Here is a 16,659-nt window from a genome sequence, read left to right as displayed (position 1 = left end):
AGCCTTCACGAGACCACGAGGATCAAACATGACGACAACGACCGACACAACCACCGCTGCCGCACAGAACTCGCTGCCGCCCATCACCGATGATGAGATCTTCGCCGGACACGAAGGCGGAAAACTCTCTGCCGAACTCACCCGTCCGCTCGAGACTCAGCGCGATCTCTCCATTGCCTATACTCCCGGCGTCGCCAAGGTCTGCACCGCGATCAAGGACGAGCCGGAACTGGCGCGGACCCACACCTGGACCGGTCGACTCGTCGCCGTCGTCTCCGACGGATCTGCTGTGCTCGGGCTCGGGGACATCGGGGCGAAGGCCTCCCTGCCGGTCATGGAGGGCAAGTGCGCCCTGTTCAAGCGCTTCTCTGGGCTCGACGCCATCCCGATCGTCCTCGATACGAATGACTCCGACGAGATCGTCGAGACTCTCGTCCGCATGGCCCCGTCATTCGGTGCGGTCAACCTCGAAGACATCTCAGCGCCTCGCTGCTTCGAAATCGAGGACCGCGTCAAGGCCGCGCTCGACATCCCTGTCATGCATGATGACCAGCACGGCACCGCCGTCGTCGTCCTCGCCGCACTGACGAACGCGCTGCGCGTGGTCGACAAGTCTTTCGACTCCATCAAGGTCGTCCTCTCCGGGGCAGGAGCTGCCGGAGTTGCCGTAGCCAAGATCCTCGGCGATGCCGGCGTCAAGGACGTCGTCGTCCTCGACTCCAAGGGGATTATCGACCCCGACCGTGCGGATCTGACTCCGACGAAGAAATGGCTGGCGTCGAACACGAATCCACGCACCATCACCGGCGGGATCGACACCGCGCTCGCCGGTGCCGACGTGTTCATCGGTGTCTCCGGCGGCACGATCGATGAGAAGCACCTGCCGCAGATGGCCGAGAACGCCGTGATCTTCGGCCTGTCGAATCCGAACCCGGAGATCATCCCGGACGTCGCAGAGAAGTACGCCACGGTGGTTGCCACCGGTCGCAGCGACTTCCCGAACCAGATCAACAACGTCCTGGCCTTCCCCGGAATCTTCCGCGGAGCGCTGGACGCCGGAGCCACCGACATCACCGATGAGATGAAGCTGGCAGCTGCACGGGCCATCGCCGACCTCGTCGGTGATGATCTGCGTCCGGACTACATCGTCCCCGGTGCGCTCGACGCGCGAGTCGCGCCCGCCGTGGCGGATGCGGTTGAGGCCGCTGCTGACGCTGACGGAGTTGCGCGGGAGTAGGTTTTCGGAGAGTCTTTTCACCAGACTTGCCAGTAGTCGGGGCCGGGTGCAGCCAGTGATCTGGCTGCACCCGGCCCCGACTGGTTTGCGTTCAGAGAGAGTTTGTCTCGCGCTCAGGTGGTGAAACGAGGTGGGCGCTTCTCCAGCATCGCGACAACTGCTTCATGGTGATCCGGCTGGAAATGTGCGTTGGCCTGCAGCGAGGCGCATTCTTCGAGCATCGATTCAAGGGTATGGCGCTCGGAATCAAGGAGCAGCTGCTTGGTTGCCCTGACCGAATACACGGGATTAGCAGCGATTCGATCTGCCAGTTCAAGTGCGCGTTCGATGAGTGCTTCGGCAGGTACAACGTAATTGACTAGGCCCCACCGTTCGGCGGTGACAGCATCGACGCGGTCTCCGGTCAGGGCCATCTCGGCGGCCCGCGCGGATCCGATCAGCCGGGGAAGGAACCAAGCTCCGCCATCGCCAGCGATAAGTCCCAGCTGCACGAAGGACTCCGCGAACCACGCACGCTCGGAAGCCACACGCATATCGCACATGGTGGTCAGATCCATGCCAGCACCAACTGCCGGTCCATTAACCGCCGCAATGAACGGAACATCGACAGATCTCATGGCCAGAGGAATCCGCTGAACCCCGTCACGATAGCCGTGACTGATCTCCTCGAGATCCCCGCCGAACATCCCAGACTTGTCAGCCATCTTCTTGATGTTTCCGCCAGCAGAGAATGCTTTGCCCTCGCCAGTAAGGACTACACATTTAACCGTCTCGTCGTCCTTGATCCTGTCGATGTTGCCCAAGAGGGAATTGATCATCGGTTCGTCCGTGATCGGATTGCGCTGCTCGGGAAGGTTGAGGCTCCACAGTTCGACGGCTGGGGCTGGTCTGGTGACCAGGATGAGGTCTTGGGATTGCCCGGTCATGAGGAGCTCTTTTCTATCGTCGTACGTATTGGTGTCTCTGCCTTGACCGCACCGGAGGCCTGAAGTGCTGCAATCTCGGTGTATTCGAAGCCGATTTCGGTGAGGATCTCAGCCGAGTGCTGGCCTAGCCTAGCCGGTCGAGTCGGCACGGGCGCAGCCTGAGTCGGGAGAACGATGGGATTACGCACGCCTTTGAACCCCGACGCGTCTTCGAAGAACAGTTTCCGGTGTTTGACTTGCGGTTCCTCGTACATTTCGGGAACCGTATTGACCGGTGACGCCGGAATCCCCTTCGACGCAAGAGCCTGGAGAAGCTCGGCCCTAGACTGCGATGCGACACGAGACTGCAGCAACGCCTTGAGCCCGGCGCGGTTAGTACTCCGAGAACCATTGTCGGCAAACCTTGGGTCGTCGACCAGCTCCGGCAGCTCGAGATAGTGGCAAATCTTCGCGAATTGACCGTCATTGCCCCCAGCGATGAAAAGATCACCGTCCGTACAGCTGAACACCTCATACGGAGCCACAGTAGGGTGGGCAGCGCCCGTACGGTGCGGTGTCTGCCCACCGTAGAGCCAGTTTGAGGCCTGCGGGATCAGCATGCTCACCGCACTATCGAGAAGAGTCGAATCCAACAGCTGGCCCCTGCCCGTCACGTCTCGATCGCGCAGGGCCAGAAGGATTCCTGAGAAGCTGTGCAGGGCGGTGACCATGTCGACTGCGGGCATTCCGAGGCGCACGGGCGAACCATCGGGCTCACCAGTAACGCTCATCAATCCACCGAAAGCCTGCATGACGGCGTCATATCCGGGTTGGCCTCCCAGCGGACCATCGATCCCATAGCCGGTGATGCGACACTGGATCAGTCTCGGGAAGTCTCGTTCGATCCGTTCCGGGTCGAAGCCCCACTTGTCCAAGGTGCCAGCCTTGAAATTGTCGATCAGCACATCAGCATCGGCGAGGAGTTTTGCAAGTACCGTTTGACCTTGGGTCGATTTCAGGTCGAGGCAGATATTGCGTTTGTTCCGATTGAGCGCGTTGTAGTATCCGGTGGTTCCATCATCGGCGAAGGGCGGACCCCATTTACGGGTGTCGTCCTGTTGGGGCCCCTCTACCTTGATCACGTCAGCACCGTGATCGGCCAGGTACTGCGCGGCGAGAGGCCCCGCCATGATCCGGGACAGGTCGATGACCTTGAGACCGTTGAGAATCATGAGGCGATCATCTCCCAGACGGTCTTCTCGTCGGATGTGACCAGTTCCGACAGGGCCTCGAGCACCTCGTCGGCTTTGTCCATTTGTCGTCTCGTCTGCAGCACACCCCTGGTGTATCTCTGAAGTGAATGTTCGAGGGTCGTGCCGATCGCACCAAGCACTTGATGGGAGTTGCGGACGACGAGTTCAACGGCGTCGAAGGCAACAAGGCAGCCGGAGGCGATCTCCAACTTGGCAGCAGGGGTCAAGCTGCGGTCGGACGCGAGATGGTGAAGCGAGCTCGCAGCCGCGGAGGCGACCATCTCCGACTGAGCAGAGCACTCGGCAATGAGTTTTTGGACCGCTTGGAATCGGCCCACGGGACGGCCGAACTGCGTGCGTTCGGTTGCGTAGTGAACGGTTATCTTCATAATTTCCGACAGCTGCGCGGCCGCGACTGACAGTGCCGTCGTGTGACGAATACCGGAGATCCATTCACTGATCTGCTCGGAAGACGCCACCCAGTCTGGTGACGGTCCGGGAATGATCCGGCAGGCCGGTGAGCCGTCGATACTCACGAGGGACTTCGAACGTTCGAATTCTCGCAGGAGGGCCACCTCGACCCCTTCAGACGAGAGGCGATGGGCGAGTATTGCCTCGGCATGAGTCGCCCATGCCACGGGTTGTCCGCTCTCCACTGCCGACCACGGCACAAGAAGAGTATGGGCGGGCAGAGCAGAATCGAGTTCGGTGCCTGCGGTAAGCATGATCGGATACAAGTCGAAGTCAGCGCTGGGATAGACAATCCCAGCTTGGGCCAGACCCACCTGGGTTCCGATGGCCGCCGCGACGACTTCGTGGCTCTCGGGTTCATCGGATTCGCGTGCGATATCGGTCAGGCCCGCCTCGGCGAGGGCGCCGAGCAACGTAGTCAGACTTGGCGTCTCCACAGTGGTGTGGGCAAGATCGGCTTCACCTGCAATACTCGCGGTGAGGTCGCGGACTTGATCGAGGTCATCATTGAATGTCATTTTTCTTCTCTCTTTCAGCGCAGACCGAGTTGGCGAGCGATGATTCCGTCGAGGATCTCGGTGGTACCGCCGCGCAGAGTGAAACCAGGGCGCTGAAGGACGCTGGCAGAGACCATGGAGCACAGTTCTTCGAAGCCGTCGAGTCGCACCCGATCAGCGGTTTCTGCGATGTCGCCTTCGAGCTTGGTGCCGAGGACTTTGACGATTGCGGCCGCAGTATCGGGTGTCTCTCCGCGTGCCAGGGCATTGGCGATGGCGAATGACATTTTGCGCAGCCCGATTACACGAGCTAGGTGGGGGAGGAAAGCGCGCCGGTGTGGGGAGGCCAGCCCCTTTTCCAACAATGGGTAGGTGGAGAGGACCCGCTCGGGCCCGCTGCGCTCATAGGACAGTTCCGAGGTGACCTGCTCCCAACCGTTGCCGATCGTACCGAATAGATGGTCATCGGGGACGAAAACAGAGTTGAGGACGACTTCGTTGAAGTGCTGGGAGCCATTCATCGACGTGATTGTGTTGACTTCAACGGCGGAGTCGGTGAGGTCGACGATGAACTGGGACAGCCCTGCATGCCGGTTCAAGGTGTCCAGAGCTTTGGTTCGGGCCAAAACGATGAAGCGATCAGCATGGTGAGCGCCGGAGGTCCACACCTTGGCGCCGGTGACTTCCCACCCTCCCTCAACACGGACACCTTTGGTCTTCACACTGGCGAGGTCAGAGCCGGAGTCCGGCTCGGACATGCCGATGCCGAAGCTGATATCTCCCGATGCAATCCGGGGCAGATAGGTATGTTTCTGTGTCGCGGTTCCGTACTTGAGAATTGAGGGTGCGATCTGGCGATCGGCCACCCAGTGAGCTGCGAGCGGGGCGCCCGCGGCCAGGAGCTCTTCGGTGACGACGAACCTTTCGAGGAAGGTCTTGCCGTGGCCGCCGTACTCGGTCGGGATGGTCATGCCCAGCCAGCCCTGGTTTGCCAGCTTCTTCGTGAAATCTGTGTCCCATCGCGTCAGCCACGTGTCGACCCAGGGTGTGTAGCTCCCCGAGCTGCGCTCCCGCAGGAGAAATTCCCTCACCGAACGGCGGAGCTGGGTCAGCTGTTCGGTCTCATCCTCTGGCGCGGGAAAGAATCCGATAGGCATTGTCGTCTCCTCGTAGACTGCGTTGTCACTATCACAATACTACATAGTTTCGTATCAAGCTACGTATACACGTAACTATGGTGAATTGAGTGAAGTATCCTGAACCCATGACTCAGTACCCCGAGACTTCTTCGCCTGTGGTTACGAATCGGCCGAATCACCGGATGGTCGATCGGGTCGCGGCGATCTTGGAGGCTGCCGCCAGGAGTGGGTCGGGGTTGACGCTGACGGAGCTGGCCGGTCATATAGATGCGCCCTTGTCCTCGACCCAAGGTTTGGCCAACGGGCTGGTGGCCACCGGGTATCTTATTGAGCGCGACCGGACCTACCACCTCGGTCCTGCTCCGTTCTTCCTCACTCGAATTGCCGGCGCATCGCCAGTGGACGCGGTGTCGAACGAGCACCTTCAGGAGATCCACTCCGCGACCGGTCATACCGTGGTTCTTGCTATCGTCGTGGGAGACAGTCTGTACTACGTCGATCACGTTGCCGAGTCCGCCCGGTACAGCTACCTGGCCGAGAACTTCGTTAAGCGCTCACTGATCCGAGCCTCGTCCGGATGGATCCTGCTCAGTGGAATGTCCCGCCGGGATCTGTGGAGCTACTTGTCGACGCTCTCAGCGGAGGACGAGCCGTTCGCCGACGAGTTTCTCGACTCTTTGAGGCAGGTACAGACCGACCAGATCGTCGTTGCACCCGCAGTGTCCACTACGGGGATCGAAGGCATCGCCACGTCGGTGACCGCAGACGGGGAGATCATCGGATCGGTCGCGGTGATCGGCGACCACGAGGAGATCCTCAATGACGCAGACACCATCTCCTCGATCCTCCTCGAATACCGCGGCAGATGGAGTTCGTGATCCGTAAGTTGTTCGGGTCCTCACTTCATGTAGGTAGGGAACCACAGGACGATCTCGGGCCAGATCAGGAACACCAGTGCGACTACGAGCATCGCGATGATATACGGAACCGCACCGAGGAACACTTCGCCGACGGGACGGCCTGCTGATCGTGCGACGACGAACGCGTTGAGGCCCATGGGTGGAGTTACCAGCCCAACCTCGGCGAGCAGGACGATGAAGATGCCGAACCATACGGGGTCATAGCCGAACTGCTCAACCAGCGGCAGGATCACTGGAACCGTCAACGCCAGGATGGCGATTTGATCAAGGAAGAATCCGAGGATCAGATAGAAGAGCGAAATGATGAGCATGACGGCGAACGGCGACATCGGAAGGCCCGACATCCAGTCGATGAGGTTCGGTGCCACTCGAGTTTCGACGAGGAAGTGACCGAAGATCTCCGCACTCATGATGATCGCCAGGATCATAGCGCTTGTCTTCGTCGTTTCGACGAACGCTGCAACCAGATTCTCCAGGTTCGCCTTCTTCCGCACGCAGAGTAGGACGAAGGCCGCTAGGCATCCGACTGCTGCGGATTCGGTGGGTGTGGCGACGCCGAAGAACACGAGTCCGATGACGACGGCGAAGAGCGCGAGCACTGGAAGCGCATTGACCGCAGCGCCGAATTTCTCGCGTATGCTCGTCGGCACTCCGCTGGGCATCGCCGCAGCCTTTGAGAGTCCAGTCAGGTACATCGTGACGATGAGGACTGCGGCGATAATGAGGCCGGGAACGATTCCGGCGATGAGGACGTCTCCCACTCCGACATCAGCGGTGACCGCATAGAAGACCAAGATGATCGACGGCGGGATCATTGCGGCCAAAGTACCGACGACGGCCACCAGCCCCGAGGCGGTCTTCGGTGCGTAGCCTTCGTCGATCATCTTCACAGTTGAGGTCTGGCCCAATGTAGCCGCTGAGGCGGTGCTGGAGCCCGAGACGGCGGCGAAGATCGCTCCGGCTGCGACGGAAGCGACTCCCGTGCCGCCTTTGGCTCTGCCGACGATCACGCGTGCGGCGGTGAACAGGTTGTCTACGAGGCCGGATTTGAGGACCAGGTTCGCCATGAAGATGAAGAGGGGGGCGGCGGAGAGTGAGTAGCTCATCACCGACGAAGCTGGAGCGAACTGGGTGACCCCGCCGATGAGGTCGAATCCGCCAAGTGAGAGTAGGCCGACGACACCCGTGGCTAGAATCGCGAACGAGACGGGGACACCGATGATGATGAGGGCAAGGAGCAGGAGCAGAATCAGCGCGATGGTCATGGTCGTGACCCTCCGTCCGTCTCAGTGGTGGTTTGGGCTCTGACTTCTGTCTGCATCGTCGGTCGCGTCACCTCGGTGATCGGACCGCTCCAGTCGGCGCAGAGCTCACGAACGAAATCGATGAGAACGGTGATGATGAGGAGTGCGCTGCCGATCGGCACCAGTGACTTCCATAGTCCGTAATTGAATGGCAGCTCCGACCCGCCGACGGCCGGAGTCTCATTGAGGCCAAAGGACAGGCCTGCGGCGACCGCTCCGTTGAGCATGACCGGAAGGACCGCTGCGATGATCACCGCTTGGGAGAGTAGGAGTACGAGCTTCCTTGTTGATGCAGGAAGACGATCGTAGACCGAGGCCACGGCAACGTGGGCTGCAGTCCGGTAGGCGACTGTGACACCAAAAAATGTCAGGCCGACCATCAGATATTGCTCAGTGAAATTGACGTTCCACCCCAGCGGCTGATCGAAGAAATACCTCATGAAGACCTCGACGCCGGTCAGAACCGACATCACGACCAGGATCAGAGTTGAGATTGCGAAGGCTGCTATCGTGATCGACTGCTGGAGCCGCCGAACCGGAAAGGGGGCTTCACCTGTACGGTATCCGGGAAGCTGCGTCAAAGGACGGAATGCGGATTTGATATCGATCATGGTCGGATCCTCACTCGGCCGTGGGTTCGTCATTGTCGTACTTGGCGATCGCAGTCTCGTACTCGTCGACCACCTCGGCGGCGGGCAGCCCGCGCTTTTCGAGGTCATTGCTCCAGCCGTCGATGACGGGTTCGACCATCTTGTTCCACATCGGGCGCTCCTCATCAGTGACATCGTGGAACTCGACGCCCTCGCCCTTCATTTGTTTGAGGCCATCGGTCTGGGCCTTCTCGACCTGGCTTGCGGCGCCTACCTGGGCCTTTTCAGACGCCTGCGTGATGAAATCGCGCTGGCGGTCGTTGAGCTTGTCCCACGTCTCTGACGACACTGCGTAAGTGACGGTGAATGCGCCGAGGCGGGCGCCGTTGGTCGAATAGTCCAGCACTTCGCCAAGACGATAGGAAGCAACGCTGACTGGGCTGGCTAGGGTCCCGTCGACTGTGCCTCGCGAAATCGCTTCGTACATCTCTCCCAGGGGCATAGAGACGCCTGCTGCTCCGACGAAGTCGACTGCTCGGTCGGCAGCTCCGCCGGTACTTCGGATCGTGGCTCCGGTCAGGTCGTTGGGCCGGGTCACCTGCTTCTTTGCCGTCATCGCTTCATAGTGAGGAATAGAGGCTGCCCACAGGGCTCGGATTCCGCGTGGCTCCCATTCGCTGCGATAGAGGATGCCGTCATCGTCTAGGAGATCCATGATCGCCGATGCACCAGCGTTGGCGTTGCCCACATAGCCGGGGAGATCGCCGATGTTCGAAAGCTGCAATTCCGGGCCGACATAGGCCGGCGACACCGGGGCGATGTCGGCGACTCCGGAGCGGAGGATGCTCACCATGTCCTTCTGATCTCCGAGCTGTCCGCTCGCGTAGTACTCGAGGCCAATCCCGAGTTCCTTGGCCTCATTGGATTGGAGCGTCTCGACCATCTCGTTCGTTCCGCCCAGCGCGAGCGGGTGTGTCTGAGGGAACGAGTCCGCCATCACCAGGGTGACGTCGTCGGGGTTGGCCGCCTGCACGGCACATCCACTCAACAGGACTAGGGAAGTCAGTCCTGCGAGCAGAGTTCGACCTGGCTTGATTCGGGTCGCCCCGGGTTTGATCCAGGCAGGTCTGAAGGGATGGCGCATCATCGAGCTCCCGAAAAGTTGCGTACTTATGAATACCTCTATGTATATCCGTAGCTCGAACTCTATGGGAGAGCGTGGGGAGTGTCAACGGGAAGTGGCGATAACTATCTCCCAGGTACATTGACTCGGTGGATGCTGTTGCAGGGAATACAGAACGGGCGTCGGTGCTGATATGCACCGACGCCCGTTCTGTATTCCCTGGCCCCGACTCAGGAACCGTCGGTCGTCGAACCCTCGTTGTCGGTGTTGTGTCTGACAGCATCGACTGCGCGCTTCATCGCCGACTTCGTGTCAGCACGTGCGCTCTGCGCCGCCTTCGACACAGACTGCTGCTGAGACTGGGGCCCGGTGGCTCCGTGCAGCCCAGTGGTGTTCTTCGCATCCTCGGATGCGTTGGCCGCGAAGAGAGTGTTCCTGATCTCCTGCGTCATCTCGCCCAGGCCGCCCGGGTTTGAGGGCATGAACAGCACATTCGAGCGGCCCTCCTGGGCCACGTTCTGCATGGTGTCGAAGTACTGGGTCATCATGAGCAGCTGCTCGGCGGTTTTGTCGATGCCCACTTCCTGCAGCTTCGCGTACTGTTCGGCGATACCTTCGGCAATGGCCTTACGCTGAGCGGCCACGCCCACGCCGTGCAGTCGCATCGCTTCGGATTCGGCCTGAGCTTGGGTGACACGCTTGATCTTGTCGGCCTCGGCCAGGGACTGCGCGGCGACCTTATCGCGCTGTGCGGCATTGATCGAGTTCATGGAGTCGCGCACCTTCGAGTCCGGGGTGATGTCCGTGACCAGGGTGCTCACGATCTTGAACCCGTACCGGCGCATCGATTCCGAGAGTCGACGTTCGACGTTTTCAGCGATATCGTCCTTGGACTCAAACGCCGTGTCCAGGGTCAGTCCCGAAAGCGCAGAGCGCACGGTGTCGAAGACATAGGATCGGATCTGCTCCTCGGAGTTCGCGAGCTTGTAGTAGGCGTCGGTGACGTTGTCTTCCTCCACGACGTATTGAACGGCCACAGGAACGGTGACGAAGACGTTGTCGCTCGTCTTCGACTCGATGTTGACCTCAAGCTGCTGAACTCGCAGCGAGATCGGCTTGCTGGTGGTTTCGACGAGGGGCATCTTGAAGTTCAGGCCCGGCTTCGCAACCTTCTTGAATTTGCCGAATCGCTCGACGATGATGTTCTCCTGCGTCTTGACCGTGAAGAACAAGCTGGTCCTCAGCTTGCCGAACAGCAGTACGGCAAGAATGAGGACGATGACGATAACGACGATGACGCCGCCGGTGAGAATTTCCATGGCTCCTCCGAGCTTGGGTAGGTGCGGTGCTTCGGACAACATCTGTTGCTGACCACTCTAGTGACAACGGCGGGTGATGTGTAAGGGTTCTCAAAATCAATCGGTGGCGATACATCTGATGTCAGACGTATAATGGAGATCCGGTGCGAATCGATCTGTGGAGGGCGAGGATGGCGAAGACAACGACATCTGATCGGATCAAGGATCTCATCCTCTCCGATGGACTCAGGCCCGGCGATCTCCTGCCCACCGAAGGGGAACTGTGCGAGCGCCTCGGCGTCTCCCGATCGAATATCAGGGAAGCCATCCGCAAACTGTCGACGCTCGACATCGTCGACGTCCGGCACGGGCACGGAACCTACGTCGGTGAGATGTCCCTCGACGCGCTCGTCGAGGCACTGGTCTTCCGCGGTGTGCTCAGCCCCGGCGATGACCTGCGAGCACTGCGGGACGTCGTCGAAGTCCGCCGGGCCCTCGACTTCGGAATGTCCGAGGCGATCGTGAGAAGACTGCAGGGCACAACGAACCCTGAGCTCTCAGCGCTTGTCGACGACATGGTCGCCATGGCCAAGGAAGGGCGCTCGTTTCCCCAGCAGGATCGGGCCTTCCACACGGGGCTGTTGTCGGCCTTGGACAATTCTCTCGTCGGCCAGCTCGTCGCCGCCTTCTGGGACGTGCACACGGCAGTGCTTCCCCGGCTCAACGTCGCCGTGGCCGCCGATCTGGAACAGACCGCAAAAGCGCACGGTCAGATGCTCGAGGCGGCCGAAACCGGAGATGTCGACGCCTTCCACGCTGCGATCACGGTTCACTATGACCCGATTGCCCGAGCCCTCGACCGCGACGTCGATTGAGAGAAGAGAACTGATGGAAGTCATCATCGCCCCTGAACACGAGCTGTCCACGCTCGTCGCCGACGCCATCGAGCGTCTTGTTCGCGAGGAGCCCTCACCCGTGCTGGGTCTGGCAACCGGATCGAGTCCGCTCAGCGTCTACGACGAGCTGGTTGAACGCCACGAACAGGACGGACTCTCATTCGCCGAGGCCCGCGGCTTCATGCTCGACGAGTATGTGGGGCTGCCGGCCCCGCATCCGCAGTGCTACCGCAACGTCATCGACGCCGAGTTCGTCTCCCGCGTGGACTTCGCCGAAGGTGCGGTGCAGGGCCCGGACGGGACGGCTGAAGACCTCAGGGCCGCCTCGGCGGAGTATGACCATGCCATCGCCGAGGCTGGGGGAGTCGACCTGCAGATCCTCGGTATCGGCACCGACGGTCACCTCGCCTTCAACGAACCCGGATCGTCCCTGTCCTCACGGACGCGGGTGAAGACCTTGGCCCGTCAGACGCGGATCGACAATGCTCGCTTCTTCGATGATGATGTCGACGCAGTCCCGCAGCACTGTCTGACTCAGGGCCTGGGGACGATTCTCGAGGCCCGGCACCTCGTGCTCATCGCTACCGGGGGTCACAAGGCAGAGGCCGTGCACCAGATGGTCGAAGGTCCGATCTCATCGATGTGGCCGGCCACCGTGCTGCAGATGCATCCCCATGTCACGATCCTCGTCGACGACGAGGCCGCGTCACGACTGCAGTTGGGCGACTATTACCGACACACCTACGCGAGCAGACTCGACGGCCAGAGGCTCTGAGCTCAGGGCCTGCAGTCAGCGATGCTGGCAGGCGTCGACGAACCAAGACGTGATCGTCGACGGGTGGGTGATCGCCGTACCCACGACCACGGCTTCGGCACCGGCAGCCAAGGTCGCTGCCGCATCGGCCGGTGAATGGATACGACCCTCGGCGACAAGCATCGGTCCCAGATCTGCATCACAGATCTCACGCACAAGCTCAAGATCAGGACCGGTCGTCGGCGGACGCTCACCCGAGTATCCGGCCAGGGTGGTGCCGATGAAGTCAGCACCGGCGGCGGCCGCGGCACGTGCATCCTCGAGACTGCCGCAATCGGCCATGACCAGGACGTTCGTCTCCTCATGCAGACGTGTGATGGTCTGCGCCAGGCTCAGTCCGTCCGGGCGGGCCCGGCGAGTGCCATCGAGGGCGACCACATGAGCGCCGGCCAGAGCCACGGCGTGCGCGTGCTGGAAGGTCGGCGTGATGACGACGTCGGAGGAACCGTCCTTCCACAGGCCGATGATCGGCGTCTCCACAGCCGACCGGGTGGCCTGGATGTCGCTGATGCCTTGGATGCGCAGGGCAGCCGCACCGCCGCGCACAGCGGAGGCCGCGACCTGAGCCATGGTGCGAGGGTCCCGCATGGGTTCACCCGGGTAGGCCTGGGCTGAGACGATGAGACCTCCGCGGAGGGAATCGACGATCTGCTGTTTAGTGAACATCACTGGGGCTCCTCGCTGGTGGTCATCGTGGTTCCGTAGGTGACCCTGCTATGGGTGTCCCCGCCGGATCCGCGGCTGGTCGACCACAGGCTCGCCGCGCCGATGAGAGCGGCGTCCTGTCCCAATTGTCCCGGGCGGAGGGGCAGCCCGCGAACGGCGGGAATGAGTTCGGCAGCAAACGCCTCGCGCAGCGGGGTCCACCACAGTTCACCGGCTCCCGAAAGGCCGCCGCCGATGACGATGACCTCGGGAGACAGCACATTGGCCACACCGCCCAGCGCAGAACCCAAGGCTCGTCCCGCCTGCTCGAACACATCTTGCGCCGGTGCGTTCCCGGAACGAGCGAGTTCGGCCAGCTCACGTGTCGTGGTCACCCGTGGCCCACCCGGGGTTCGTTCGCCGACGGCTCGACGGTAAGCCGAGAGCACAGCCGGCCCGGAGGCGATGGCTTCAAGATGTCTCCGGCCGCCGCAGGGGCAGGGCAGTCCCTGCGCGGCGGCGACCGGAAGGTGACCGATGTGCCCAGCCGCGCAATGGCGGCCCGTAAGCAGACGGTTGTCCGTGATGAATCCGCCACCGATGCCCGTGCCTGCGGCCACAAGCAGCGAGCTTCGGGTTCCGCGAGCGGCTCCGGACAGGGCTTCACCGAGAGCATGAGCATGGACATCGTTGACGGCTCGCGTCTCGACCCCTAGACGCTCCGTGACCTCGGCCGTCAACGCTGTCCCCGCCCAACCAGTGAGGGAGTCCGTAGCCGAGACGACGGTTCCCGATGCGGGATCGATGACCCCGGCGGACCCGATGCCGACCTTCCAAGCGGGGGCGGGACCACCCGAAGTCGATACTTCGGTGTCGCGGATGACCCCGCGAACCACCTCGGCGATGGAGTCGAGGATGGCGCGGGCACCAGCGGCTGCAGGCGTCGGCACTTCCCGGAGATGGTCCAGGACGCCGTCGATGACGGAACCGGCACGGATCTTCGTGCCTCCGACATCGACGGCGACGATGGCAGTTGAGGTCACAGAAGCCCCTCGGCGGAGATGACCTCCCTGACGCGGTTGGTCTCCTCTGCATCAAGTGCGAGCATCGGCTCGGCCATGCGATTGGAGGCGATGACGCCCATGAGCGCCAGTGCCGTCTTGAATGCGCCGAGACCGGCGGCGCCGGGGGAGACGCGTCCAGGAGTGGGCGCGGCGGTGATCTGGAACAGTCGGGCCAGGCGGTCCTGCTCTGCTGCGACTGTCGTCCAGTCACCGGCTCGGGCGGCATCGAAGAGGCGAACGTATCCGGCCGGGTCAACATTGCCCAGTCCCGGAACGATGCCGGCGGCACCGCCGAGGAGCGCACCGTCGGCGACCACCTCGTGGCCGGTGAAGACCGCGAAGTCGGGCTGATCCTTGGTCTCGATGAGCAGGCGACGGAAGGATACGTCATCGGCCGAAGAGTCCTTGACTCCGGCCAGCACACCCTCACGGGCGAGGCGCACGGTGACCTCATGAGGCAACTTGGAATGGGTGCGCACCGGAATGTCATAGGCGAAGACCGGAACATCGACCCGTGCGGCGACCGTGCGGAAGTGCTGCTCGATCTCGCCCGCGTCCGAGAGCGCGTAGAAGGGAGTGGTGACGACTGCGGCGTCTCCGCCGATCGAGAGCAGTCGATCGGCCTCGTCGAGAACGCGGCCGGTCGTCTGTTCGCTGATGCCGACCAGAATCGGGACCCGGCCGTTGGCGGCTTCGAGCGCGGTGCGCAGCACCTGATCGCGTTCGCTCGCGGTGAGATAGGGGACCTCACCCGAGGAGCCGAGAACGAAGATGCCGTGGACCCCGCCGTGAACGAGATGATCGACGAGGGCCGAAGTGCCCGCGCGGTCCAGCTCTCCGCTTTCGGTGCGTGGAGTCAGCAGTGGGGGGATGATGCCGTGGAATTCACTCATTGGTCTGTCCTTGCTTGATGTTGTTGGTGTCCTCCGCCGAGGTTGTCGTCGGGGAGGTTGGGATGCGACGTGTGTACTGGTCACGTTTGCCGTAGATCGTCAGGGCGGTCACGTCGTGGTCGGCGTGACGGTTCTGGGACCCGGTGAACAGGGAGATGACGTAGCCGAAGACGACGGCGCCGACGAAGGCCACGGCCGAGACTGCGAAAGGTGTCAGACCGGCGACGTCCTGGACGTACCAGGCGACGGCGGCACCGAGCACCAGTCCGCTGAGCACTCCGGCGCTGTTGGCTCGTTTGGTGAAGATGCCGAGTGCGAAGACACCGGCGAGGGGAACCCCGAAGAGTCCGGTGATGGACAGGAAGAGGTCCCAGGTCTGGGCCTGGTCGGTCGCAGACAGGTAGAGGGCGACCCCGACCGAGATCGCTCCGACGATGACGATGACCAGTCGGGAGAAGCCGACGCCTGTACGTGCCGGGCCGTTCTTGGGCGGGAAGAATCGATCCCTGATGTCGACGGTGACGCAGGCGGAGATCGAATTCAGGCTCGACGAGATCGTCGACTGTGCGGCCGCGAAGATCGCGGCGATGAGCAGACCTGAGATGCCTGCCGGCAGCGCGGTGACGGCGAAGTAGGGCACCAGAGCCGAAGTGTTGAATCCCTCGGGCAGAGCCTCGGCGTGTTGGTAGTAGCTGTAGAGGACCGTGCCGATTCCGTAGAACAGAGGAATCGTCAGCAGGGCGAGGAATCCGTTGACGATCAGAGACCGAATCGTGCTCTTGGGAGAATCGGTCGTCTGATAGCGCTGCACCACATCCTGGCTGGCGGTGTACTGGTGGAGATTGTTGAACACGGAGCCGAGGAAGACGATCGGGATGGCAGCCGCCGCTCCGCCGAACTTCCAATTGTCGGCCGAGATGAACTTGTCGTCTGCTGCTGCGTCGGCGGCGACTGTGGCCAGACCCCCATCGAGGGCGGCGATGCCGAAGACGAGGATCACGGCTGCGCCGACGAGGAGAATGATGCCCTGAACTACGTCGGACCAGATGACGCCTTCGATACCGCCGAGGAAAGTGTAGACGACTGAGAGAACGCCGACCGCGGCGGCAACGAGCACAGGGCTGATATTGGTCACCGAGCTGATGGCCAGTGTCGGCAGATAGACGACGATGGCCACGCGTCCGATGTGGAAGAGCACGAAGAGGGCCGATCCGAGAACACGGATGGTGGGGCCGAAGCGTTCCTCGAGGTACTCATAGGCAGTGGTGACGTCGAGTTTGCGGAAGAAGGGGATGTAGAACAGGACGAGGAGCGGCACGATCGCGAAGATGGCGATATTGCCGGCCGCATAGGACCAGTCGGTGAGGAAGGCCTGCTCGGGCGTGGACATGTAGGTGATGGCCGACAGTGTCGTTGCATAGATGCTGAAGCCTGCCGCCCACGCCGGGATGCGGCCGTTGGCCTTGAAGAAGGAGTCGGTTCCGGCGCTCGCCTTGCGGGTGAACCAGACCGCGATTCCCAGCGTTGCCAGCAGATAGATGATGATCACGGCCCAATTCAGGCCGCCGAGTCCCGGAGCGTCCATGCTCCCTCCTCACGTGAGTCCGAAC

General features: G+C 61.9%; 16 protein-coding genes. 4 read left to right on the top strand and 12 right to left on the bottom strand.

Annotated elements, in window-relative coordinates; genetic code table 11:
* The first annotated feature begins 28 nt into the window (after window positions 1–28).
* A complete protein-coding gene (locus HX613_RS01190) occupies window positions 29–1,237 on the top strand; it encodes an NAD(P)-dependent malic enzyme (protein ID WP_235343647.1) in 1,209 nt (402 codons plus the stop codon).
* Between the two features lie 113 nt (window positions 1,238–1,350).
* On the opposite strand, the gene HX613_RS01185 is transcribed toward HX613_RS01190, so the two are convergent.
* The 4 genes from HX613_RS01185 to HX613_RS01170 are packed head-to-tail and all read right to left on the bottom strand — an operon-like array spanning window position 1,351 to window position 5,520.
* Window positions 1,351–2,163: a crotonase/enoyl-CoA hydratase family protein gene (locus HX613_RS01185; RefSeq protein WP_235343646.1), complete on the bottom strand. Its 813-nt coding sequence runs from the start codon at window positions 2,161–2,163 to the stop codon at window positions 1,351–1,353.
* The gene (locus HX613_RS01180; RefSeq protein ID WP_235343645.1) at window positions 2,160–3,374 is read right to left on the bottom strand and encodes a CaiB/BaiF CoA transferase family protein; all 1,215 of its coding nucleotides are present in this window, start codon (window positions 3,372–3,374) and stop codon (window positions 2,160–2,162) included. Before HX613_RS01180 ends, HX613_RS01185 begins: the two co-directional genes overlap by 4 nt.
* Window positions 3,371–4,384, bottom strand: coding sequence for an acyl-CoA dehydrogenase family protein (locus HX613_RS01175; RefSeq protein ID WP_235343644.1), 1,014 nt, complete (start codon window positions 4,382–4,384; stop codon window positions 3,371–3,373). The genes HX613_RS01180 and HX613_RS01175 overlap by 4 nt, the downstream gene beginning before the upstream one ends.
* A 14-nt stretch (window positions 4,385–4,398) precedes the next feature.
* Window positions 4,399–5,520: an acyl-CoA dehydrogenase family protein gene (locus HX613_RS01170; RefSeq protein ID WP_235343643.1), complete on the bottom strand. Its 1,122-nt coding sequence runs from the start codon at window positions 5,518–5,520 to the stop codon at window positions 4,399–4,401.
* Between the two features lie 164 nt (window positions 5,521–5,684).
* Between HX613_RS01170 and HX613_RS01165 the strand changes: the two genes are divergently transcribed.
* Entirely contained in the window at window positions 5,685–6,380 is a 696-nt protein-coding gene (locus HX613_RS01165) for a helix-turn-helix domain-containing protein (protein ID WP_235343642.1), read from the top strand.
* 20 nt (window positions 6,381–6,400) lie between these two features.
* Here the strand turns inward: HX613_RS01165 and HX613_RS01160 are convergent, their stop codons facing one another.
* From HX613_RS01160 to HX613_RS01145, 4 genes are all read right to left on the bottom strand, one after another.
* On the bottom strand, window positions 6,401–7,687 hold the full coding sequence (locus HX613_RS01160) for a TRAP transporter large permease (protein ID WP_235343641.1): 1,287 nt from the start codon (window positions 7,685–7,687) through the stop codon (window positions 6,401–6,403).
* Window positions 7,684–8,337: a TRAP transporter small permease gene (locus HX613_RS01155; protein WP_235343640.1), complete on the bottom strand. Its 654-nt coding sequence runs from the start codon at window positions 8,335–8,337 to the stop codon at window positions 7,684–7,686. Before HX613_RS01155 ends, HX613_RS01160 begins: the two co-directional genes overlap by 4 nt.
* A 10-nt stretch (window positions 8,338–8,347) precedes the next feature.
* Window positions 8,348–9,349 (bottom strand): TRAP transporter substrate-binding protein, encoded by a 1,002-nt coding sequence (locus HX613_RS01150; protein WP_235343639.1) that lies wholly within the window; start codon window positions 9,347–9,349, stop codon window positions 8,348–8,350.
* Window positions 9,350–9,669: 320 nt separating this feature from the next.
* Window positions 9,670–10,758, bottom strand: a complete 1,089-nt coding sequence (locus HX613_RS01145) for an SPFH domain-containing protein (protein ID WP_235343638.1) — start codon at window positions 10,756–10,758, stop codon at window positions 9,670–9,672.
* A gap of 170 nt (window positions 10,759–10,928) precedes the next feature.
* On the opposite strand from HX613_RS01145, the gene HX613_RS01140 reads away from it, so the two are divergent.
* Window positions 10,929–11,612 carry a FadR/GntR family transcriptional regulator gene (locus HX613_RS01140; RefSeq protein WP_235343637.1) on the top strand — a complete coding sequence of 228 codons (684 nt, stop codon included), beginning with the start codon at window positions 10,929–10,931 and terminating at the stop codon, window positions 11,610–11,612.
* 13 nt (window positions 11,613–11,625) lie between these two features.
* Window positions 11,626–12,408: a glucosamine-6-phosphate deaminase gene (nagB, locus tag HX613_RS01135; protein WP_235343636.1), complete on the top strand. Its 783-nt coding sequence runs from the start codon at window positions 11,626–11,628 to the stop codon at window positions 12,406–12,408.
* A 15-nt stretch (window positions 12,409–12,423) separates the two neighbouring features.
* On the opposite strand, the gene HX613_RS01130 is transcribed toward nagB, so the two are convergent.
* The 4 genes from HX613_RS01130 to HX613_RS01115 are packed head-to-tail and all read right to left on the bottom strand — an operon-like array spanning window position 12,424 to window position 16,634.
* Window positions 12,424–13,113 (bottom strand): N-acetylmannosamine-6-phosphate 2-epimerase, encoded by a 690-nt coding sequence (locus tag HX613_RS01130; RefSeq protein ID WP_235343877.1) that lies wholly within the window; start codon window positions 13,111–13,113, stop codon window positions 12,424–12,426.
* The gene (locus HX613_RS01125) at window positions 13,113–14,135 is read right to left on the bottom strand and encodes an ROK family protein (RefSeq protein ID WP_235343635.1); all 1,023 of its coding nucleotides are present in this window, start codon (window positions 14,133–14,135) and stop codon (window positions 13,113–13,115) included. Before HX613_RS01125 ends, HX613_RS01130 begins: the two co-directional genes overlap by 1 nt.
* The gene (locus HX613_RS01120; protein ID WP_235343634.1) at window positions 14,132–15,049 is read right to left on the bottom strand and encodes a dihydrodipicolinate synthase family protein; all 918 of its coding nucleotides are present in this window, start codon (window positions 15,047–15,049) and stop codon (window positions 14,132–14,134) included. Before HX613_RS01120 ends, HX613_RS01125 begins: the two co-directional genes overlap by 4 nt.
* On the bottom strand, window positions 15,042–16,634 hold the full coding sequence (locus HX613_RS01115; RefSeq protein WP_235343633.1) for a sodium:solute symporter: 1,593 nt from the start codon (window positions 16,632–16,634) through the stop codon (window positions 15,042–15,044). Before HX613_RS01115 ends, HX613_RS01120 begins: the two co-directional genes overlap by 8 nt.
* Window positions 16,635–16,659: the final 25 nt, after the last annotated feature.

This window comes from Brevibacterium sp. UCMA 11754, assembly GCF_021532275.1.
In the GTDB taxonomy this organism is placed as follows: Bacteria; Actinomycetota; Actinomycetes; order Actinomycetales; family Brevibacteriaceae; genus Brevibacterium.
This window is presented reverse-complemented; position numbering and strand designations above follow the sequence as displayed.

Excerpts from the sequence above, each read along its gene's own strand:
- HX613_RS01140 (WP_235343637.1), top strand. The coding sequence starts at position 10,929 with ATGGCGAAGACAACGACATCTGATCGGATCAAGGATCTCATCCTCTCC.
- HX613_RS01120 (WP_235343634.1), bottom strand. The coding sequence starts at position 15,049 with ATGAGTGAATTCCACGGCATCATCCCCCCACTGCTGACTCCACGCACC.
- HX613_RS01175 (WP_235343644.1), bottom strand. The coding sequence starts at position 4,384 with ATGACATTCAATGATGACCTCGATCAAGTCCGCGACCTCACCGCGAGT.
- HX613_RS01185 (WP_235343646.1), bottom strand. The coding sequence starts at position 2,163 with ATGACCGGGCAATCCCAAGACCTCATCCTGGTCACCAGACCAGCCCCA.
- HX613_RS01180 (WP_235343645.1), bottom strand. The coding sequence starts at position 3,374 with ATGATTCTCAACGGTCTCAAGGTCATCGACCTGTCCCGGATCATGGCG.
- HX613_RS01170 (WP_235343643.1), bottom strand. The coding sequence starts at position 5,520 with ATGCCTATCGGATTCTTTCCCGCGCCAGAGGATGAGACCGAACAGCTG.
- HX613_RS01130 (WP_235343877.1), bottom strand. The coding sequence starts at position 13,113 with ATGTTCACTAAACAGCAGATCGTCGATTCCCTCCGCGGAGGTCTCATC.
- HX613_RS01115 (WP_235343633.1), bottom strand. The coding sequence starts at position 16,634 with ATGGACGCTCCGGGACTCGGCGGCCTGAATTGGGCCGTGATCATCATC.
- HX613_RS01155 (WP_235343640.1), bottom strand. The coding sequence starts at position 8,337 with ATGATCGATATCAAATCCGCATTCCGTCCTTTGACGCAGCTTCCCGGA.
- HX613_RS01190 (WP_235343647.1), top strand. The coding sequence starts at position 29 with ATGACGACAACGACCGACACAACCACCGCTGCCGCACAGAACTCGCTG.
- HX613_RS01165 (WP_235343642.1), top strand. The coding sequence starts at position 5,685 with ATGGTCGATCGGGTCGCGGCGATCTTGGAGGCTGCCGCCAGGAGTGGG.
- HX613_RS01145 (WP_235343638.1), bottom strand. The coding sequence starts at position 10,758 with ATGGAAATTCTCACCGGCGGCGTCATCGTCGTTATCGTCATCGTCCTC.
- nagB (WP_235343636.1), top strand. The coding sequence starts at position 11,626 with ATGGAAGTCATCATCGCCCCTGAACACGAGCTGTCCACGCTCGTCGCC.
- HX613_RS01160 (WP_235343641.1), bottom strand. The coding sequence starts at position 7,687 with ATGACCATCGCGCTGATTCTGCTCCTGCTCCTTGCCCTCATCATCATC.